This is a genomic window from Actinomadura sp. DC4 (assembly GCF_030406325.1).
In the GTDB taxonomy this organism is placed as follows: domain Bacteria; phylum Actinomycetota; class Actinomycetes; order Streptosporangiales; family Streptosporangiaceae; genus Actinoallomurus.
In genome coordinates this window covers 19,530-39,594 of the sequence record NZ_JAUEQY010000042.1, presented here as the reverse complement: position 1 = coordinate 39,594, position 20,065 = coordinate 19,530, and the positions used below count along the sequence as shown (strand labels likewise).

The window sequence follows — 20,065 nt, the reverse complement described above, 5'->3', positions numbered from 1 at the left end:
GAAGAGTCAGGCAAGATCGCCCGGCGGCGGGCTTGAAACGTTGATGTAGCGTCGTAGGAGACAAGGGGTGGCAGCGATCAGAACGTACGCTTCGCGCGAATCACCTTGCGACGCAGTTGGATTCGGCGTCTACCGTCGGGGTAGACCCGGACGCGGACGAGCTCCCACCCACCACGCTCGGCGTGCTCGACCAGGATTTGCCTGGCGGCATCCCGTGTGGTGCCACGCGGCAGACGCAGTACTAGGTAGGAGTACTCAAGCATTGCCCTTATTCTGCTCCGTCTAGGGTCCTTACGGGGGGCATGGATCCTCTTCCGCGAAACCGGTCTAGTGTCATTCAACGTTGACCGGGTGCAAGACGGCACCACAGAGCGACTCCCGCCCGAGTCGAGACTTGCGAGGTTCAGGCATCGTGCCCGAGAGCAACGGCACAAAGAGGCCAGACGGCGTCCGGCTGGTGATCGTCGAGTCACCCGCGAAGGCCAAGACCATCGCGGGCTATCTCGGCAAGGGGTACGTCGTAGAGTCCAGTATCGGCCATATCCGTGACCTTCCGGAGAGAGCAGCCGATATCCCGCCGAAGTTCAAGGGCGAGGCGTGGGCCCGACTCGGAGTCAATGTCGATCATGACTTCGAGCCCCTGTACGTCGTCAACGCCGACAAGCGGCAACAGGTCGCCAAGCTCAAGAAACTCCTGCAGGACGCCGACGAGCTCTTCCTCGCGACGGATGAGGACCGCGAGGGCGAGGCCATCGCCTGGCATCTCCAGCAGGTCCTCAAGCCCAAGGTGCCCGTGCACCGCATGGTCTTCCACGAGATCACCGCGGACGCCATCCGCGCCGCGGCCAGCAGCCCGCGTGAGCTGAACATCAAGCTCGTCGACGCGCAGGAGACCCGCCGCATCCTCGACCGGCTGTACGGCTACGAGATCAGCCCGGTCCTGTGGAAGAAGGTCATGCCGAAGCTCTCGGCGGGCCGCGTGCAGAGCGTCGCCACCCGCCTGGTGGTCGAGCGGGAGCGCGAGCGCATCGCCTTCGTCTCCGCGAGCTACTGGGACCTGGCCGCCACCTTCGACACCGGCAAGCCTGAGCAGCCGTCCGCCTTCGAGGCGACGCTCGTCGGGCTCGACGGCAAGCGCGTCGCCCAGGGCCGTGACTTCTCCGCCCAGGGGCAGCTCAAGTCCGCCGAGATCCTGCATCTCGACGAGGAGGCCGCCCGCGGTCTAGCCGCGCGCCTCGACAACCGGCCGTTCCAGGTCAAGTCCGTCGAGCGCAAGCCGTACAAGCGCAGCCCGTACGCCCCGTTCCGTACGACCACGCTGCAGCAGGAGGCCAGCCGCAAACTGGGCTTCTCGGCCAAGTACACGATGCAGGTCGCGCAGAAGCTGTACGAGAACGGCTTCATCACCTACATGCGTACCGACAGCATCCAGCTCTCCGAGACCGCCATCAACGCGGCCCGGAGCCAGGCGAAGACCCTGTACGGCGCCGACTACATCCCGGACAAGCCGCGCGTCTATCGCAGCAAGGTGAAGAACGCCCAGGAGGCGCACGAGGCGATCCGCCCGTCCGGCGAGACGTTCCGTACGCCCGGTGAGACCGGCCTGTCCAGTGACCAGTTCCGCCTGTACGAGCTGATCTGGAAGCGCACCGTCGCGAGCCAGATGAAGGACGCCGCCGGCCAGTCCGTCTCCGTGCGCGTGACCGGCGAGTCGACCGCGGGGGAGACCGCCGAGTTCGGCGCCTCCGGAAAGACCATCACCTTCTACGGCTTCCTCAAGGCCTACGTCGAGGGCTCGGACGACCCGGCCTCGGACCTGGACGACCAGGAGCGCCGCCTGCCGACGCTGGAGGAGGCCGACCCGCTCACCGCGACCGAGCTGGCCCCCGAGGGGCACTCCACCCGGCCGCCCGCGCGCTACACCGAGGCGACGCTGGTCAAGGAGCTGGAAGACCGCGAGATCGGGCGCCCGTCGACGTACGCGACGATCCTCGGCACCATCCTCGACCGCGGTTACGTCTTCAAGAAGGGCACCGCGCTGGTGCCCTCGTTCCTGGCGTTCGCCGTGGTCAACCTCCTGGAGAAGCACTTCGGCCACCTGGTCGACTACGACTTCACCGCGCACATGGAAGAGGTCCTCGACGAGATCGCCCGCGGCGAGGCCGAGCGGGTCCGCTGGCTGCAGCACTTCTACTTCGGCAACGATAACGAGGACGCGGGGCTGAAGGACCTGGTCTCCGACCTGGGCGACATCGATGCCAAGGAGGTCAGCTCGTTCCCGATCGCGGGCAGCGACATCATGATCCGGGTCGGGCGCTACGGGCCCTACCTCGACCGTGACGGGCAGCGGGTCAACATCCCCGAGGACATCGCGCCGGACGAGCTGACCAAGGACAAGGCCGAGGAGCTGTTCGCGCAGCCGAGCGGCGACCGCGAGCTCGGCCCGGACCCCGAGGGCGGCAACCTCATCGTGGCCAAGACCGGCCGCTTCGGGCCGTACGTCACCGAGATCCTGCCCGACGACGCGCCGAAGTCGGCCAAGCCGCGCACCGGTTCGCTGCTGAAGTCGATGACGCTCGACACGGTCACGCTCGACGACGCGCTCAAGCTGCTGTCGCTGCCGCGCGTGCTCGGCGAGATCGACGGCGAGCCGGTCACTGCGCAGAACGGCAGGTTCGGCCCGTACCTCAAGAAGGGCACCGACAGCCGTTCGCTCGAGTCCGAGGACCAGATGTTCACGGTCACGCTCGGCCAGGCCAAGGAGATCTTCGCTCAGCCCAAGCAGCGCGGGCGGGGCCGTGCGGCCGCCGCGCCGCCGCTGCGCGAGCTCGGCGCGGACCCGGCGAGTGGCACGAATATCGTGGTCAAGGAGGGGCGTTTCGGCCCGTACGTTACCGACGGCGAGACCAACGCCAGCCTGCGCAAGGGTGACGAAGTCGAGTCGATAACAATCCAGCGTGCGGTCGAACTGCTCGCCGAGCGTCGCGAGAAGGTCGCCGCAGGTGGCGGGAAGAAGACGACGAAGCGGCGACCCGCGAAGTCCCGCTCCTGACAGGTCTCTGTGTCGATACTCTGACACAATGACCAGAACGGGCAGCCCTCCGGGCGTGCTTTCCATCAAGCCGTTCCGGCGGCTGTGGATCGCCCTGTCTTTGTCCAGCTTCGGTGACTGGCTGAGCATTCTCGCGCTCACCGCGCTGGCCGGTTCCCTGACCAAGGGCACGGCGGAGAACTACGCCATCGGCGGGGTGCTCGTCGTCAAGCTCCTACCGGCGTTGATCTTCGGCCCGCTCGCGGGTGCCGTCGCGGACCGCTTCGACCGGCGGATCACGATGGTCGTCGCGGACATCATGAGGTTCGCCCTGTTCCTGTCGATCCCGCTCGTCGGGCGGCTCGACTGGCTCTACATCGCGACGTTCCTGATCGAGGTCGTGACGCTGTTCTGGATCCCGGCCAAAGAGGCCACGGTCCCGAACCTCGTCCCCAAGGCCCAGCTCGAACGCGCCAACCAGGTCAGCCTGACCTCGACGTACGGGTCCGCGCCGGTCGCCGCGGCGATGTTCTCGGTGCTGGCGCTGATCTCCAAGATCCTCTTCTCCGAGGAACAGCAGCAGGCCGACCTCGCGCTGTACATCAATGCCGTCACGTTCCTGGTGTCCGCGGCGACGATCTTCTCGCTGCGGGAGATCCCGAAGCAGCGCGGCAAGGTGTCGGTCCCCTCGATCCTCAAGCAGATCGTGGCGGGCTGGAAGTTCGTCGGCTCGACGCCCCTCGTACGCGGCCTGACCATCGGCATCCTCGGCGCGTTCGCCGCGGGCGGCGCGGTGATCGGCATCGCCAAGGTCTACGTCAAGCAGCTCGGCGGCGGCGACGCGGCGTACGGCGTGGTGTTCGGCATGGTGTTCGTCGGCATGGCCGCCGGCATGTTCCTCGCGCCGCGCATCCTGCAGGAGTTCAGCCGCCGCCGGCTGTTCGGCCTGGGCATCATCGGCGCGGGCGTCGCGCTGGCGCTGATCGGCGTCATCCCCAACCTGGTGATCGTCGCGCTGCTGACCGCGCTGTGCGGCGCGGGCGCGGGCATCGCCTGGGTGATCGGCTACACCTTGATCGGCCTGGAGGTCGAGGACAGCGTCCGCGGCCGCACGTGGGCCTTCCTGCAGTCGCTCGTACGGGTCGTGCTGCTGCTCGTGGTCGCCTCGGTGCCGTTCATCGCGGGTGTGGTCGGCAACCACCGGCTCAAGCTTCCCGGCAAGAACATCTACCACTTCGACGGCCCCAACGCCGTGCTGCTGATCGCCGCCGTCGTCGCCGTGGTCGTCGGGCTGATCGCGTACCGGCACATGGACGACCGCCGTGGCATCCCGCTGGTCCGCGACTTCGCGGCCGCGCTGCGCGGCGAGCGCTACGCGGCGGAGGAGGCGCACCGCGAGCACGGCGTGTTCATCGCCCTGGAGGGCGGCGAGGGCGCCGGCAAGACCACGCAGGCGCGGCTGCTGTCGATCTGGCTGCGCGACCAGGGCTTCGACGTCGTCATGACGCGCGAGCCGGGCTCGACCAAGATGGGCATGCGGCTGCGGGCGCTGCTGCTCGACAAGGAGAGCTCCGGACTGTCCTCGCGGGCCGAGACGCTGCTGTACGCCGCCGACCGCGCCCAGCACGTCGCTGAGGTCATCCAGCCGGCGCTGTACCGCGGCGCGATCGTCGTCACCGACCGCTACGTCGACTCGTCGCTGGCCTACCAGGGCGCCGGGCGCGAGCTGAAGGTGGGCGAGATCGCCGAGGTCAACCGGTGGGCCACCAGCGACCTGACCCCGGACCTGACGATCATCTTGGACGTGCCCTCCGACGTGGGGCTCACGAGGTTCGCCTCGCCGGCCGACCGGATCGAGTCCGAGCCGCGGGAGTTCCACGAGCGTGTACGCCGCGGGTTCCGCGCGCTCGCCGACGCGGAGCCGCACCGCTACCTCGTGATCGACGGCACGCAGTCGCAGCCGGAGATCTCCCGGCTGATCCACGACCGGGTGCGGGCCATCCTGCCCGACCCGATCCCCGCCAGCGCCGAAGACGAGACCAGTACGATGCCCGCCATCCGGGACTGACGAGGCGGGCCGCTGCAATAGCATCGTCGGCGTGACGGTCTACGACGACTTGGTGGGGCAGGGGCCCGTGATCGGGCAGCTGCGGACGGCCGCGGACGCCGCCGACGACGTCCTGACCGGCAATGGCGGCGCGGGCATGACGCACGCGTGGCTGTTCACCGGCCCGCCCGGCTCCGGGCGTTCGGTCGCGGCGCGGGCGTTCGCCGCCGCGCTGCTCTGCCCCGACCGGGGCTGCGGCCACTGCGCCGCCTGCCACCAGGTGCTGTCCGGCACGCACGCCGACGTCGAGGTCGTCCGCCCCGCAGGGCTGTCCTACGGTGTGCGCGAGACCCGTGAGCTGGTGCTGCGGTCGGCCTCGTCGCCGACCGGCGGCCGGTGGCGCATCGTCTTGTTCGAGGACGCCGACCGCTCCACCGAGCAAGCCGCGAACGCCCTGCTCAAGGCCATCGAGGAGCCCCCGGCCCGTACGGTCTGGCTGCTCTGCGCGCCGTCGCCGGACGACCTTGTGATCACCATCCGTTCCCGGTGCCGCCTGGTGACCCTGCGCACGCCGCCCGCCGACGCGGTCGCGGACGTGCTCGTGCGCCGGGACGGCATCGACCCCGACGTCGCGGCCGACGCGGCGCGGGCCGCCCAGGGGCACATCGGGCGGGCCCGGCGGCTCGCCACCGACGACGAGGCGCGCCGCCGCCGGGCCGAGGTCCTCGCGGTCCCCGGGCGGCTGACCGGCGTCGGGCCGGCGGTCACGGCGGCCGAGCGGCTGGTCAAGGCGGCCGAGGCCGAGGCCAAGGCGGCCGGTACGGAGATGGACGCGCCGGAGACGACCGCGCTCCGGCAGGCGCTGGGGGAGAGCGCCAGGGGGCGGATGCCGCGCGGCACCGCGGGCGCCCTCAAGGAGCTGGAGGACCGGCAGAAGTCCCGCGCGACCCGCATGAAGCGCGACGCCCTCGACCGGTCCCTGCTCGACCTGGCCTCCTACTACCGCGACCTGCTCGCGGTGCAGCTCGGCGCGGACGTACGGCTCGTCAACGCCGACCAGACGCGCGAGCTGAGGTCGGCCGGCGGCACGCCGGAGGCCACGCTGCAGCGCATCGAGGCCATCATGACCTGCCGCGAACGCCTTGAGGCCAACGTGAACCCCCTGCTCGCGGTCGAGGCCATGGCGATGGCCCTGCGTACGGGCTGACCTCGCCGTTCCCGCCTACTGACCATAAGCGGCCATGGCTCACATAAGACGCACTACTGGACTTTCGTCGCGCCGACCGTTCTGATGCCTCCATTGCCTGGTTTTTACTATTCCTTGGAGGTGTGCAGTGCGGCGCGCCCTGATCTTTGCCGCCTGCGCCGTCGTCACGGCGGCGCTCGCGGCACCCGCGCAGGCGGGACCGAGCAGTAATACGCAGGGGAAGACGACTGAGTACGTCGTCCTGTACAAGGACGGCGTCTCGCTGGACAAGGCGCACTCGGCCGTCAAGGCGGCCGGCGGCACCATCGTCGAGGAGAACGCGGCGATCGGCCTGGCGACCGTACGCTCGACCAGCACGGCGTTCCTCACCGACGCCCGTATGCAGTCGGCGGTCGACGGCGTCGCGCCCAACCGCGTGATCGGCGAGGCTCCGAAGCTCGCCCACGCCACGGCGAACAAGAGCCAGGCGGTGGAGAAGGAGGGCCGGGACGGAGGCCACGCGGGATCCTCCTCGCACAAGCCGTCCGGCGAGCCGCTGGCGGACGCCCAGTGGGACATGAAGCAGATCCACGCGACGGCGAACGGCTCGTACAAGAAGGAGCCGGGGGACCACCGCGTCCTCGTGGGCGTCATCGACACGGGCATCGACGGCACGCACCCGGACATCGCGCCGAACTTCGACCGCTCACTGAGCCGGAACTTCACGACCGACATTCCGGTCGACGCGAACGGCACCGAGGTCGACGGCCCGTGTGAGCACCCGTCCTGCGTGGACCCGGTGGACGAGGACGACAACGAGCACGGCACGCACGTCGCCTCGACGATCGCCTCGCCGGTGAACGGCCTGGGCATCGCGGGCGTGGCACCGAACGTGACGCTGGTCAACGTACGGGCCGGGCAGGACTCGGGCTACTTCTTCCTGCAGCCCGTGGTCAACGCGCTGACCTACTCGGCCGACCACGGCATCGACGTGGTGAACATGTCCTTCTACACGGACCCGTGGCTGTTCAACTGCACGAACAACCCGGCCGACTCGCCGGAGGACCAGGCCGAGCAGCGTACGGTCATCAAGGCGTCGGAGCGGGCGCTCGCGTACGCGCACCGGCACGGCGTGACCCTCGTCTCGGCGGCCGGCAACGGCGCCACCGACTACACCAAGACGATCATCGACGCGTCCAGCCCGGACTACCCGTCCGTGCCCGGCGAGGCACCGTACGAGCGGACCATCCCGCCGTCCTGCGTCTCCGAGCCGAGTGAGGGCCAGAACGTCATCGCGGTGTCGGCGCTCGGCATCAGCACCCGCAAGTCCTACTACTCCGACTACGGCAACGGCTACGTCGCGGTGTCCGCCCCGGGCGGCGACACCTACGACACGGCGGACGGCAAGCGGGACGTGACCCACGCGATCCTGGCCGCCTACCCGAAGTCGCTGGCCCAGGCCCGCGGCGAGCTCAACCCGGACGGCACGCCGAACGTCCCGTACGTGGTCGAGTCCTGCAAGGGCTCGACGTGCGCGTACTACCAGTATCTCCAGGGCACGTCGATGGCCTCCCCGCACGCGACGGGCGTGGTGGCCCTGATCGTGAGCAAGTACGGCCAGCGTGACCGCGCCCACGGCGGCCTGACCCTGTCCCCGGACCGGGCCGAGTCGATCCTTGAGGGCACCGCCACCGAGCATGCCTGCCCGACGCCGCGCGCGTTCACCTACACGCGCTACGTCCTCAACCCCGACGGCACGTACAGCACGGTGACCGCGACCCACACCTGTGAGGGTTCGAAGAGCCACAACGGTTTTTACGGTCACGGCATCATCGACGCTCTGGGCGCCGTAACGCACTAATCCGCTTTTGTGAAGGGCGCCCCGGGGTGATCCGGGGCGCCCTTTATTTATCGAGCGGCGGTTGTGTAGGGATGACGTCATAATTGCCGCAAACGTGGGTCCTCTATGGCGAAGCCGCCGTCGATCCACGCGTGCGGGTGTCCCAGGGGGTATTCATGATCGACGACGGTGACGTCTCCTTCGGCAGGATGGAGGCCGCGGACCTCATCGGTACGGTGGCGGCGGTGCCGCAGGCGCTCGACAACCAGTGGTTCGACCGCGGGCTGCTGGACCGGGTGCTCCGGGCCGGCCGGGTGGACGAGGACGTCGCGGCCGGCCGCGCTCGCCGGTCGCGCGCCGAATATCTGCGGGCGCTGCTGGCCGCCGAGAAGATAATCGTCAACCGCGCCTATCTCTACAACAACCCGGTCGTCTATCGGGACTATCTGCGGAAGGGCGCCGATCGCGAGGCGTTCCGCGACCTGCTCCGGGAGGGTGCGATCGTGCCCTGGCTGCTCGGTGAGCCCTCTCCGGTTCCCTCCTCGGCGCCGGAGTTCGAGACCGCGGAAGGGCTCCAGGCGTGGCGCGAGGTGGCCGAGTCCACCTCGATGTCCTGCATTCGCCTTTCCTGGGACGAGGAGGAGAACGCCCGTCTCTCCCGCGGCATCGGCCGGGAGTACAACCGTTTCGTCCTCGACTTCACCCAGCTGGACGTCAAGGCGCTGCGGCGTGATCTCGCGCTGGACGACGACGCGCACGCGGAGAGCGTGCTCAAACGCCTGCGCACGGTCAGCCGGTGGGTGCACGACGAACTCGACGCCGACCGGCCCGTCACCCGGCAGCGCCTGTACGAGAAGTTCGTGGTCGTGGACGGCCGGCCGGTGACCGAATACCGCTATGACGCGAAGAAGCCCCACGCGGCACAGGTCAAACAGCTGCTCGACCTCAAGTACGCCACGAATCTCGCCGATTCGGTCGACGTCTTCAGCATCACGCCCGGAGACTCTCCCCGGCGTACCGCCCTTCAGGAGGGGCTCTCCGCGCTGCGGGGCAGGGGCGACCTGGACGGGACGGACTCCGACGAGCTGATCGGGCTGCTGCGGAACCTGGCGTTCGAGAACGTCCAGGAACTCCTGGAGGCGGTGCCCAGCCTGGACCGGCTCTCGCTGGTCGACGTCCACGACGTGCGCAGGGAGCAGGAGTGGGAGGCCTACCGGAGGACCTTCTCCGCCCTGGTGAACAGCCCGTCGGTCGCGACGCTCGCCGACCCGGACACGGGCGCCGAGGCGATCACGAAGTCCTATCTCACCATGGTGAGGAAGGCCGAGGAGATCTCCCTGAACCGCCGCGAAGAGGAGTGGGGGCAGCGGTTCAACGGGATGACGCAACTCGGCATCGATCTTGGATCGCTGACCATTAACGCGTTCTTCCTGAACGGCCACGCACCCGCCTTCGAGATAATCGGAGACGCGTTGGGAATGGCCAGCTCGAGAGCGGCGAAGGTTACCATCCGATGGGGGGTGGGTAGAGTTCTGGGTCGTGCCAGTGAACGCCGAATCGACAACACGGCGCAGATCCTCACGCTCCGAATGGAGAACCCGAGCCGCGAAGCCAGGAGACTGCTGGAGTACGTGCGCGGCAAGACGGAACTGCCCCCCGAGCGAGGAAATGGGCAAGACATGTCCGACGAGGACGAATGACTGACCCTGTCGAGGCCGCCTACGAGCGCCTCCGCCGGTCCAGACCAGAACTCTTCGAGAACCCGCCCGGCGCGCCGATCGAGATCCTGCCGGCGTTCCCCTCCGAGGAGGGCCCGTACGGGGTCCTCTACAGCGACCCCTACATCACCTTGCTGCGCGACCCGGTCCGGCTCTTCGACGGGCCCGTCGGCGGCTACTTCCGCGTCGTGCCGTCGGCCGGCCACGGAGGCGCGGCGATCCTGCCGGTCTACGACGGGCGCGTCATCCTGGTCCGCCACTTCCGGCACTCGACGCGGCGCTGGCACTGGGAGATCCCGCGCGGCTTCTCCGAGCCCGGCGAGTCGCTGGAGGAGACCGCCCGGCGGGAGCTGGAGGAGGAGCTGAAGGTCACGGCCGTCGACCTCCGCCCGCTCGGCCTGATCCACGTCGACACGGGCCTGACCGCCGGCGGATCGGGCCTGTTCTGGGCCGCGGTGGACACGCCGCCCAACCTGGAGGAGGCCGAGGAGGAGGGCATCGAACGGGCGATACTGCTCACCGCCGCGGAGCTCGGCACGATGCAGGAGCAGGGAGAGATCACCGACTCGTTCACCATGGGCGCCGTCCTCAACGCGCGCCAGCACCGGCTGCCGCCCTTCGACTGAGCGGTTTAGGCTGACCGCATGTCCTACCGCGTCACCTTCGTCTGTACCGGGAACATCTGCCGCTCGCCGATGGCCGAGCACATCTTCCGCCGGCACGCCGAGGAGGACGGCCTCGACGTCGAGGCCGACAGCTCCGGCACCGGGCACTGGCACGTCGGCGACTCCGCGGACGAGCGCGCGGTGGCGACGCTGCGGAAGGCCGGCTACCGGTCCGCGCACCGGGCGCGGCAGTTCGAGGCGGCCTGGTTCGACCGCTATGACCTGATCGTCGCGCTGGACCAAGGGCATCGCGGCGACCTGCTCCGGCTGGCACCCGATGACGCCGCGCGGCGAAAGGTCCGGCTGCTGCGGGAGTTCGACCCGCGCGCGGGCGACCTCGACGTGGCCGATCCCTACTACGGGCGCGCCTCCGGCTTCGAGACGGTCCGGGAGCAGATCGAGGCCGCCGTCCCCGGCCTCCTCGACCACATCCGCCGGGCGGTGAAGGAGCAGCCGTGAGGGCGCTGCTGGGCACTGCGGTCGCGGAGGAGACCGACCTCGGTGTCAGCCACGAGTGGAGCCTGCACCGGGTGACCCTCACCGACGGGCGCCGGGTGTTCGTCAAGCGGGCGCGGAAGCGGCTCGACGGGCTGTTCGCGGCCGAGGCCGAGGGGCTGCGCTGGCTCGCCGGAGACGGCGGCGCCCCCGTACCCGAGGTGCTCGCCGCCGACGACACGATGCTCGTCCTGCCGTGGATCGAGACGGCGGCGCCCACGCCGGACACGGCCGAGCGGTTCGGCCGCGAGCTCGCCGCCCTGCACGCGACCGGCGCGGACCGGTACGGCGCGCCCTGGCCCGGCCACATCGCCGAACTCCCGCTCGACAACGAGGACGGTGCCTCGTGGCCGGAGTGGTACGCCGAGCGCCGCGTCCTGCCGTACGTCAGGATCTCCGTGGACCGGGGCGCGCTGAGCGCGAGCGACGCCGCCGAGATCGAGCGCGCCGTCGCCCGTATCCCCGCGACCGGCGAGCCGCCGGCGCGGATCCACGGCGACCTCTGGTCCGGCAACGTCCTGTGGGGAACCGAACGTGCCTGGCTGGTCGACCCGGCCGCGCACGGCGGGCACCGGGAGACCGACCTGGCCATGCTCGCGCTGTTCGGCGCGCCCGCCCTGGACCGGATCATCGCCGCGTACGACGAGGTGGCGCCCCTCGCGGACGGCTGGCGCGACCGGCTGCCGCTGCACCAGCTGCATCCGCTGCTCGTCCACGCGGCGCTGTTCGGCGCGGGCTACCGCGACCAGGCCCTGGCCGCGGCCCGCCGTATCTAGAGAGCCGCCGCGATCGAGTCGGCGATCGGCGTCGTCGGCCGGCCGATGAGCCGCGACAGATCGCCCGGCGTACCCGCCAGGGCGCCGCGGCCGATCGCGGCGTCCACGTCCACGAGGATCTCGGCGAACGTCTCGGGCAGCCCCGCCCCGGTGAGGATCGCCAGGTGCTCGGCGGGGCTGACCTCGGTGTGGACGACCTTCTTCCCGGTCTGCCGCGACACCTCCTCGGCGAACTCCTCCATCGTCCACGCGACGTCGCCGCCCAGCTCGTAGGCCGTGTTCAGATGCCCGTCGCCGACGAGCGTGACGGCCGCCGCGGCGGCGTAGTCCGTACGGGGCGCCGTCGCGACGCGGCTCCCGGGGGCGACGCTGGTCAGGATCGCGCCGCGCTCCACGATGCCGGCGAGAGCACCGGTGTAGGACGGCCCGTCGGAGTACCAGTTGTTGCGCAGGAAGGTGTACGGGAGGCCGGAGTCGAGGATGAGCTGTTCGGTCGCGCGGTGGTCGGCCGCGAGCAGGAAGTCGGCCTTGGGGCCGCCGAAGATGCCGGTGTAGGCGAGCTGGGCCACCCCCGCCGCCTTGGCCGCGTCGATGACCACGGCGTGCTGGGCGGCGCGCCGGCCGATGTCGGTGCCGGAGATCAGCAGCACGCGGTCCCCGGTACGGAACGCTCCCGCGAACGTCTCGGGCCGGTCGTAGTCGCCCACGTGGGACCGTACGCCCAGGTCGGCGGCCTTCTCCTCGCTGCGGGCGACGGCCGTGATCTCGTCCGCGGGGACCCCGGAGGCCAGCAGGTCCGCGATGACGAGACGGCCGAGCTGTCCTGTGGCGCCGGTGATGACGATGCTCATGCGGAAGAACCCCTTCTCGGATGCGTGTACGGGGGCTTACCCTACGAGGAGTACTAACCCAGGGAAAGTACCCACCTTTAAGTAAGGTACTGGTATGAGCGTAAGCAGTGTGGAGCGTCCGCCGGACGTCAACATCGCCGACTGCCCCTCGCGGCTGATCCTCGAACACGTCACCAGCCGCTGGGGCGTCCTCGTGCTCGCCGCGCTGCTGGAGCGCTCCTACCGCTTCGGCGAGCTGCGCCGTCACGTCGGCGGGGTGAGCGAGAAGATGCTCGCCCAGACCCTCCAGACCCTGGAGCGCGACGGTTTCGTCCACCGCGACGCCAAGCCCGTCATCCCGCCGCGCGTCGACTACTCCCTGACCCCGATGGGCCGCGCGGCCGCCGAGCAGGTGTGGGCGTTGGCCCGGTGGGTCGAGACCAGGGTGGGCGACGTCGCCGAGGCGCGGGAGGCGTACGACGCTAGCCGCGGCCGATGAACGGCATCGTCGTCGCGGTGATCGTCATGAACTGCACGTTCGCGTCGAGCGGCAGGCTCGCCATGTAGAGCACGGCCCGCGCGACGTGCTCGACGTCGAACGTCGGTTCCGGTCTCACGCTGCCGTCGGCCTGGCGGGCGCCCGCGGCGATGCCGGCCGTCATCTCCGTGGCGGCGTTGCCGATGTCGATCTGCCCGCACGCGATGTCGTACGCGCGGCCGTCCAGCGAGATCGACTTGGTCAGCCCGGTGATGGCGTGCTTGGTCGCGGTGTACGCGACGCTGGCGGGCCGGGGGACGTGGGCGGAGATCGAGCCGTTGTTGATGATCCGCCCGCCGCGCGGCCGCTGTTCCTTCATCAGCCGTACGGCGTGGTGCGCGCACAGGAAGGCGCCGGTGAGGTTGGTGTCGACCGTACGCCGCCAGTCCTCGGGCGTGATCTCGTCGACCGCGCCGGGCGGGCCGAAGGTCCCCGCGTTGTTGACGAGCAGGTCGAGCCGGCCGTATTCGCGGCGTACCTCGTCGAACAGCCGGGCCACCGAGTCCGGCGACCCGACGTCCGTCGGCACGATGAGCGCGTCCTCGGCCGTCTCACGCAGGGCCTCGGCGCGCCGGCCCGCGAGTGCCACCTGGTAGCCGGCGCCGAGCAGCGCCCTCGCGACGTGCCGTCCGATCCCCGAGCCCGCCCCGGTGACCACCGCGACGCCGCTCATCCAAGCAGCCGATCGATGGCGTGGCGGCCCCGGGCGGGGGCGGCGGGGTCGTGGTGGAGCTGGATGGCCTGGTCGGTCGCGAGGATGACGCCGTTCAGCTCGAAGGCGAGCTGGTCGAGGTCGGTACCCTCGGGAAGCTCACCGGCCGCGGCGGCCGTACTCAGCTCGCCGCGGACGTAGTCGGACCAGCTCGACAGCGCCGCGAGGACGGCGTCGCGTACGGGTCCGGGGCGGCCGTCGTACTCGGTGGCGACCGAGGCCAGGAAGCAACCCCCGTGCGCCTCGTCGCCGCTCATGTAGTCGATCCATTCGCCGAAGGCGCGGGTCAGGCGCTCTCGCCCGGGTTTGGCGCCGGTGACCTGGGCGGGTACGCGGCGACGGAACCGCTCGACGGCCGCGTCGAGGGTGGCGAGCTGGAGCGCCTCCTTCGTGCCGAAATGGCCGATCACGCCGGCCTTGCTCATCCCCAGGTCGGTGGCCAGCCGGCCGATGGTCAGGCCCTCCAGCCCTTCGGCGGAGGCCAGCGCGAAGGCGCGCTCGATGATCCGGACGCGGGTGCCGGCCGTCTCGGTGACGGACTTGCGCGGACTCATGACATCAGCTTAGCCTACCGATCGTTCGCTAAATACGCACGAACGTTCGTAAGGAGTGGTGTCGTGATCCATCACCTCAACTGCGGGACGATGCGGGAGATCGACCCCGGCAACGGCCTTCCGCCGGCGCGGGCGCTCAACCACTGCCTGCTCGTCGAGACCGACGATGCCGGGCTCGTGCTGGTCGAGACCGGTTTCGGCACACCGGACGTCTCGCGCCGTGAGGAGACGCTCGGCCGGACGTTCCTCGACCGTACGGAGGCGGTCTTGGACCCGGGCGAGACCGCGGTGCGCCAGATCTCGCGCCTGGGCTTCCGGCCCGCCGACGTACGGCACATCGTCCTCACCCACCTCGACCTCGACCACACCGGCGGCCTGCCGGACTTCCCCGACGCCACCGTGCACGTCCACGACGCCGAGCTCCGTACGGCGACGGGCGTCGGCGGGCACCCTGAGCACACGCTCCGCTACCGGCCGGCGCACTGGGCGCACCGGCCGCACTGGAGCACGTACACCGCACAGAAGGGCAACGTGTGGTTCGGCTTCGACGCCATCGAGCCGGCGGGCCTGCCACCCGACGTTCTGCTGATCCCGCTGGCGGGGCACACTCCGGGCCACTGCGCGGTCGCCGTACGGGCGGGGGAGCGGTGGCTGCTGCACGCCGGCGACGCGTTCTACCACCACGGCCAGATCGGCCCGGAACGCTGGACGATGCCCCTCTGGGAGGCCCTGGAGGAGATCACCGAAACCGACCGCCCCCTGCGCCTGGCCAACCAGTCCCGCCTGCGCGAGCTGGTCCGCGACCACGGCGAGGAGGTCGACGTCTTCTCCGCCCACGACCCCTGGGCCTTCGCCCGGCTGGCGGCCTAGGGCCGTACCGGTCGAAGCAGGCTCCGGCGGCCGGAGTGGCCGGAGCCCGCCTCGCCTCAGAAGACGCTGACGCCGTAGGCGTTGAGCGCCTCGGTGACCGGCTGGAAGAAGGTGATCCCGCCGGCACTGCAGTTTCCGCTGCCGCCGGACGTCAGGCCGAGTGCGGTCGTGCCCGAGTACAGCGAGCCTCCGCTGTCGCCGGGCTCGGCGCACACGTTCGTCTGGATCATGCCGGTGACGGTGCCCTCGGCGTAGTTCACCGTCTGGCCGAGCGCGGTCACCGTGCCGGTGTGCACACCGGACGTGCTCCCGCTTCGCGTGACGCTCTGGCCCACGACCGGGTCACCGGCCGTTTTGATGTCCTGCGTACGGTCGGCGCCGGTGCGGAACTGGTACACGGCGCCGATCGGGGGATAGTCCAGGCCGTCGCCCGGAGCGCCCGCGTACTGCACGATGCCGTAGTCGTTGCCGGGGAAGCTGGTGCCCGTCCGAGTTCCCAGGAAGGACTGGACGCTGGTGCCGTCGGGGCTGGCGCCCCCGAACCACGACGAGCCCTCGTTCGTGCAGTGCCCGGCGGTGAGGAAGTAGTACACGCCGCCGCTCCGCACGTTGAACCCCAGCGAGCACCGGATGAACCCGGTGTAGATGGCCTGCCCGCCCGCGGTGTAGCCGATCGAGCGCGTGCTGAACTCGCCGGGCACGCGCTGGACCCTCACCGCGGCCCCGAACGGCCGGGCGACGGACTGGAGCCTGGCGAGCTTCGCCGCCGTCACGGACTGGTCCACCGAGACCACGACCTGGTCGGCCGCCGGGTCGACGGCCCACGCGGTGCCCGCGATACGGGCGGACCGGTCGAGGGCCTTGGTCACCCGGCGCAGGGCGGTCCCGCTGCGGGTGACCGTGCGGGGAACGGCGCCGGCCGCGCGTACGCTCTGCGCGGCCGACCGGTCGGCGACGGTCACCACGAGCCGGCCCGTCGTACGGTCGAGGTACGAACCGGCGCTACGCCCGCCGAGCCGCCGCTTCAGGGCGGTGGCGAGCGTGGAAAGCTTCTGCGCGTCCGATGACGCGGCCGGCCCGGCCGGCCCGGAAGACGAGGTCGTTTGCGGTGCCGCCTGCGCGGCCGGGACGACGGCCGACAGACCGGCCGTCAGGCCCACCGCGACGACGCACGAGGCAAGACGAGATCTCATTGACACTCCGCTTCGCTTCGCTAGAGATGAATGCTCCGGTTATGAACTGGGGCGTTCCATCCCGTTCCATCCGCGATCGAGCGTTGGATGCCGATTCAGAACGTGCCGCGGTCGTCGCTGCGGGGGTCCTTGACGAAGTGCGGGTCGTAGATGCCCGCGCGCGCAGTACGGCGCCACGGGCGGGCCTGGGACCTGGCCGCTCTGTCGTCGAGGTCGACGACCACCAGTGCGGGCGCGCCGTCCGCCGGGCAGCGGGCAAGCCACTCCCCGCCGGGGGCGATCACGCCGGCGGGCGCCGTCGTGCTGTGACGTGCGGGTACGGAGAAGCCGACCCAGTAGCCGTTGGCCGCGGCGTGGCCCTGCGCCTCGGTGGCGAACATCGGGCCGTCGGCCTCGGCGCCACCGGTGGTGGAGAAGAGCACGCAGTCGACGTCGAGCCGCTCGTACTCGCCGAAGACCTCGGGGAAGTGGACCTCGATGCCGAGCGCGCACCCGAACCGTACGCCGTCGACCTCGAAGGTGACCGGAACCTCACCGGGCGCGTACATGTACGACACCTTGGTCTTGGACAGGAGCCGTTCGTCGTAGCGGGTGGCGACCTCTCCGTGGTCGGAGATCACGTAGAGGCTGTTGTGCGGGCGATGCGGGGGAGTGAGCCGGTGGACCGAGCCGAGTACGGTCCAGAGGCGCAGTTCGCCGGCCAGGCGCGCGGTCGCGGTGAGCTCCTGCCGTAGGACGTCCCACGCGAACCGGCTCCAGTCGGCCGGCCCGACCTCGTCGCCGGTGGACATGACACGCTTGTGGGGAGAGCAGGTGGCGCCCTCGGGGAAGTGGACGACCCGCGCGCCGGCCGCGTGGGCCCGGCGCATCAGTCGGCGCAGTTCGCGGCCGCTCGCGCGCAGGGCGTCGCCGTCGCGGGGGTCTTCGCGGACGGTGGTCTGGGCCACGGCCAGCCGTGGCCTCTTCGCCGTACGGAAGTGCCGGAGCGCGGTGGTGTAGGACTGCCCGGTCTTGGCGGCACGGGCCCGCACCTGGCGTTTGAGGTTGGTGTTCGCCGTCATCTGGTCTCCTGCGTTCCGGACGAGGCCCCCCGGCGACCACGTACGAAACGGTCGGACCAAACGACAACGACCTGAGACAAGAGCCCCTTCGCCTCCGATGAAGGCCGCGCTCGGGGACGGCCGGAGGGGGTCGGGCGTAGGCCACGCCGGGCCTGATGATGCCGCCGCGTCCGGTCCCTCGTCAAGCGTCCTTGACGCAATCGATCGGTTGCCATAGCTTAGCAACCAAGCAGTTGCGATACTTTGGAGGCTTCATCATGGCATTCCCCGACCGCATCGAGCGAGCCGTCGAGATCACCCAGCCGCCGGCCACCGTGTGGGCCGCGCTCACCACGGCCGAGGGCCTGAGCGGCTGGTTCGGCAACGAGGCGAAGATCGACCTGCGCCCTGGCGGATCGGCCAGGATGAGCTGGACCGACGGTCATACCGCGAACATGAGGATCGAGCGGGTCGAGGAGCCGACGGTGTTCGGCTTCAGCTGGCACGTCTACGGACTGCCCGAGGACGACCCGCGCCGCACGTACGTCGAGTTCACCCTCGAACCGATCGGCACGGGTACGCGGGTGGTGGTGGTCGAGAGCGGCTTCGCCCAGCTGTCGGACGAGGCGCACCAGGGGGCGTACGACGGCAATGTGCGCGGCTGGGGGAGCGAGCTGGGCGAACTGGTCGAATACCTCGATGCCGCCTGACAACGAGGCGATCGCCGAACAGGTCTTCGTCGCCCTGGCCGACCCGAGCCGGCGCGCCATCCTGGGCGCGCTGGCCTCGGGCGGTCCCGCCACGGCCACGGACCTGGCCGGCCAGTTGCCGATCACACGGCAGGCGATCGCCAAACATCTGACCCTGCTCGCCGAGGCCGGCCTGGTGACGGCCTCACCGGGCGAACGACGCCGGGTGCGATACCGGCTCCGATCGGCGCCGATGCAGGTGGCACAGCAGTTCCTGGCCGCGATGGCCCGCGACTGGGACGGGCCGCTCGACGCGCTGAAGGACCATCTGAACAGGAGATCAGGAGATGCCGAAGATCGTCACCACTGAGGAGTGGCAACAGGCCCGCGACGAACTGCTCCAGGCCGAGAAGGAGGCGACGCGCACCCTGGACGCACTCGCCGCACGCCGCCGCCGCCTTCCCATGGTCCCCTTCGACACCGGGTACGCCTTCGAGACACCGTCGGGTACGAGGTCCCTGCTCGACCTGTTCGAGGGCCGGGAGCAGCTGGTCGCGTACCAGTTCATGGACAACGGCCCGGACCACTACTGCCCGGGCTGCACGTGGTTCACCGACAACGTCCCCTCGACCGCGCCGGCCCTGCTGGCCGAGCAGGGCATCACCTGGGTGACCGTGTCGAACATGCCCCCGCTGCAGATCGAGGCGTACCGGGAGAAGATGGGCTGGACCCTGCCGTTCGTGTCCTCGTGCGGCACGACGTTCGCCGAGGACTGCGGGGCGGGCGGCGGCTTCCAGCTGACCGTCTTCCTGCGCGAGGGCACAGACGTCTACCGGACGTACAGCACGACCGGGCGCGGCATCGACCGGCTCACCTTCGTGACGAGCGTCCTCGACCTGACGGTGTTCGGCAGAAAAGAGGACTGGGAGGACTCTCCGGACGGCTGGCCCCAGCAGCCGACGTTCCACGTCCCGACCTCGATGCCTTCAGACGCCAAGCCCGTGAGCTTCGGCCGCTACCGCTAGCGTGCAGGCCCCCTGCACGACTTCACCTCGCTAGTGGGCGAAGTCGCGCAGGGCGGCGGCGAGCACGCCGGCGGGGGCGCTGTGCTGCTCGCCCTCGACGGCGCGAAGGGTCGCGGACGGGAGCAGCTCCGCGAGCGCCTGGGCGCCGGCGATGATGAACGGGTACGTCCCGGTGCCGTGCAGCACGAGCGTGGGGGCGGTGACGGCCGCCCAGCGATCGCCGGGCAGCGGGGCGCCCGACATGGTGGTTCCCATGATCCGGCCGTCGTAGGCGATCGTCGGTGCGACGGACTCCATGATCGGCCAGAACTCGCTCTGACGCATGCCGCCGACGGCCTCGGCGGGCAGGCCGGCCGCGGCGGTCAGGAACAGTTCCGCGGCGTCCCCGGGGCGGCCGTCGGCCACGGCGGCGTCGAGCCGCTCCACGTAGTCGGACGGCAACGGCGGGCGGCTGTCGTCGACGACGAAGGGCGGCTCGAACAGCGCGAGCCGCTTGATCGGCAGACCGGCCGCCGCGGCGTCCAGCGCGAGGACCGCGCCGGACGACCAGCCGAACACGGTCGCCGGTGCGCCCGCGACCTCGATGAGCGCGAAGAGGTCCTCGATCTCGCGCTCCACGGCGTACGGCCCGGTGTCGGTGCTTCCACCGCGTCCGCGACGGTCGTAGGCGTAGGTCCGGAACTCCCCGCTCAGCAGCCGTCCGACCTCCTCGTTCGTCGGGTTGATGGCGGGATAGGCGGTCGCGCCGTCGACGATGATGAGCGGCTCGCCCTCGCCCCACGCGGTGAACGCGATCGTGGTGCCGTCGGCGGACACGGCGGCCGCGCTGGCGTTCTCGGTCATCTCCACTGTCCTT

At 70.4% G+C, this 20,065-nt stretch carries 20 protein-coding genes; 13 read left to right on the top strand and 7 right to left on the bottom strand.

The annotated features are described in order from the left end of the window. Positions 1 to 77: 77 nt before the first annotated feature. A complete protein-coding gene (locus tag QWU11_RS42290; protein WP_141955775.1) occupies positions 78 to 263 on the bottom strand; it encodes a DUF5703 family protein in 186 nt (61 codons plus the stop codon). 149 nt (positions 264 to 412) lie between these two features. Between QWU11_RS42290 and topA the strand changes: the two genes are divergently transcribed. From topA to QWU11_RS42250, 8 genes are all read left to right on the top strand, one after another. Further along, entirely contained in the window at positions 413 to 3,052 is a 2,640-nt protein-coding gene (topA, locus tag QWU11_RS42285) for a type I DNA topoisomerase (protein ID WP_290120222.1), read from the top strand. A gap of 28 nt (positions 3,053 to 3,080) precedes the next feature. Beyond that, the gene (gene tmk, locus QWU11_RS42280; protein ID WP_290120221.1) at positions 3,081 to 5,099 is read left to right on the top strand and encodes a dTMP kinase; all 2,019 of its coding nucleotides are present in this window, start codon (positions 3,081 to 3,083) and stop codon (positions 5,097 to 5,099) included. 31 nt (positions 5,100 to 5,130) lie between these two features. Then, entirely contained in the window at positions 5,131 to 6,285 is a 1,155-nt protein-coding gene (locus tag QWU11_RS42275) for a DNA polymerase III subunit delta' (RefSeq protein ID WP_290120220.1), read from the top strand. Between the two features lie 127 nt (positions 6,286 to 6,412). Further along, positions 6,413 to 8,125 (top strand): S8 family serine peptidase, encoded by a 1,713-nt coding sequence (locus QWU11_RS42270; protein WP_290120219.1) that lies wholly within the window; start codon positions 6,413 to 6,415, stop codon positions 8,123 to 8,125. Positions 8,126 to 8,280: 155 nt separating this feature from the next. Continuing rightward, a complete protein-coding gene (locus QWU11_RS42265; protein WP_290120218.1) occupies positions 8,281 to 9,804 on the top strand; it encodes a hypothetical protein in 1,524 nt (507 codons plus the stop codon). After that, a complete protein-coding gene (locus QWU11_RS42260) occupies positions 9,801 to 10,448 on the top strand; it encodes an NUDIX domain-containing protein (protein ID WP_290120217.1) in 648 nt (215 codons plus the stop codon). Before QWU11_RS42265 ends, QWU11_RS42260 begins: the two co-directional genes overlap by 4 nt. Positions 10,449 to 10,466: 18 nt before the next feature. Further along, a complete protein-coding gene (locus QWU11_RS42255; protein ID WP_290120216.1) occupies positions 10,467 to 10,946 on the top strand; it encodes a low molecular weight protein-tyrosine-phosphatase in 480 nt (159 codons plus the stop codon). After that, the gene (locus QWU11_RS42250) at positions 10,943 to 11,758 is read left to right on the top strand and encodes a fructosamine kinase family protein (RefSeq protein WP_290120215.1); all 816 of its coding nucleotides are present in this window, start codon (positions 10,943 to 10,945) and stop codon (positions 11,756 to 11,758) included. Before QWU11_RS42255 ends, QWU11_RS42250 begins: the two co-directional genes overlap by 4 nt. Here QWU11_RS42250 and QWU11_RS42245 read toward each other — a convergent pair. Beyond that, the gene (locus QWU11_RS42245) at positions 11,755 to 12,609 is read right to left on the bottom strand and encodes an SDR family oxidoreductase (protein WP_290120214.1); all 855 of its coding nucleotides are present in this window, start codon (positions 12,607 to 12,609) and stop codon (positions 11,755 to 11,757) included. The two genes, QWU11_RS42250 and QWU11_RS42245, sit on opposite strands and share 4 nt — an antisense overlap. Before the next feature lie 94 nt (positions 12,610 to 12,703). Between QWU11_RS42245 and QWU11_RS42240 the strand changes: the two genes are divergently transcribed. Then, complete coding sequence (locus tag QWU11_RS42240; RefSeq protein WP_290120213.1) at positions 12,704 to 13,087, top strand: helix-turn-helix domain-containing protein; 384 nt, start codon at positions 12,704 to 12,706, stop codon at positions 13,085 to 13,087. On the opposite strand, the gene QWU11_RS42235 is transcribed toward QWU11_RS42240, so the two are convergent. Both QWU11_RS42235 and QWU11_RS42230 read right to left on the bottom strand, forming a co-directional pair. Then, entirely contained in the window at positions 13,071 to 13,799 is a 729-nt protein-coding gene (locus QWU11_RS42235; protein ID WP_290120212.1) for an SDR family oxidoreductase, read from the bottom strand. The two genes, QWU11_RS42240 and QWU11_RS42235, sit on opposite strands and share 17 nt — an antisense overlap. Beyond that, positions 13,796 to 14,392, bottom strand: coding sequence for a TetR/AcrR family transcriptional regulator (locus QWU11_RS42230; protein WP_290120211.1), 597 nt, complete (start codon positions 14,390 to 14,392; stop codon positions 13,796 to 13,798). Before QWU11_RS42230 ends, QWU11_RS42235 begins: the two co-directional genes overlap by 4 nt. A 63-nt stretch (positions 14,393 to 14,455) precedes the next feature. Between QWU11_RS42230 and QWU11_RS42225 the strand changes: the two genes are divergently transcribed. Continuing rightward, entirely contained in the window at positions 14,456 to 15,262 is an 807-nt protein-coding gene (locus QWU11_RS42225) for an MBL fold metallo-hydrolase (protein ID WP_290120210.1), read from the top strand. A gap of 56 nt (positions 15,263 to 15,318) precedes the next feature. Here QWU11_RS42225 and QWU11_RS42220 read toward each other — a convergent pair whose 3' ends face one another. Together QWU11_RS42220 and QWU11_RS42215 are read right to left on the bottom strand one after the other, a co-directional pair. Beyond that, positions 15,319 to 16,455, bottom strand: coding sequence for a S1 family peptidase (locus QWU11_RS42220; RefSeq protein ID WP_290120209.1), 1,137 nt, complete (start codon positions 16,453 to 16,455; stop codon positions 15,319 to 15,321). A 95-nt stretch (positions 16,456 to 16,550) separates the two neighbouring features. Next, positions 16,551 to 17,516, bottom strand: a complete 966-nt coding sequence (locus QWU11_RS42215) for a carbon-nitrogen hydrolase family protein (protein WP_290120208.1) — start codon at positions 17,514 to 17,516, stop codon at positions 16,551 to 16,553. 257 nt (positions 17,517 to 17,773) lie between these two features. On the opposite strand from QWU11_RS42215, the gene QWU11_RS42210 reads away from it, so the two are divergent. The 3 genes from QWU11_RS42210 to QWU11_RS42200 are packed head-to-tail and all read left to right on the top strand — an operon-like array spanning position 17,774 to position 19,209. After that, positions 17,774 to 18,205, top strand: coding sequence for an SRPBCC domain-containing protein (locus QWU11_RS42210; RefSeq protein WP_290120207.1), 432 nt, complete (start codon positions 17,774 to 17,776; stop codon positions 18,203 to 18,205). Then, positions 18,195 to 18,554, top strand: coding sequence for a helix-turn-helix domain-containing protein (locus QWU11_RS42205; protein WP_290120206.1), 360 nt, complete (start codon positions 18,195 to 18,197; stop codon positions 18,552 to 18,554). Before QWU11_RS42210 ends, QWU11_RS42205 begins: the two co-directional genes overlap by 11 nt. Beyond that, complete coding sequence (locus QWU11_RS42200; protein WP_290120205.1) at positions 18,532 to 19,209, top strand: DUF899 family protein; 678 nt, start codon at positions 18,532 to 18,534, stop codon at positions 19,207 to 19,209. Before QWU11_RS42205 ends, QWU11_RS42200 begins: the two co-directional genes overlap by 23 nt. 30 nt (positions 19,210 to 19,239) lie before the next feature. Here the strand turns inward: QWU11_RS42200 and QWU11_RS42195 are convergent, their stop codons facing one another. Beyond that, on the bottom strand, positions 19,240 to 20,052 hold the full coding sequence (locus QWU11_RS42195; RefSeq protein WP_290120204.1) for an alpha/beta hydrolase: 813 nt from the start codon (positions 20,050 to 20,052) through the stop codon (positions 19,240 to 19,242). Between the last annotated feature and the right edge of the window lie 13 nt (positions 20,053 to 20,065).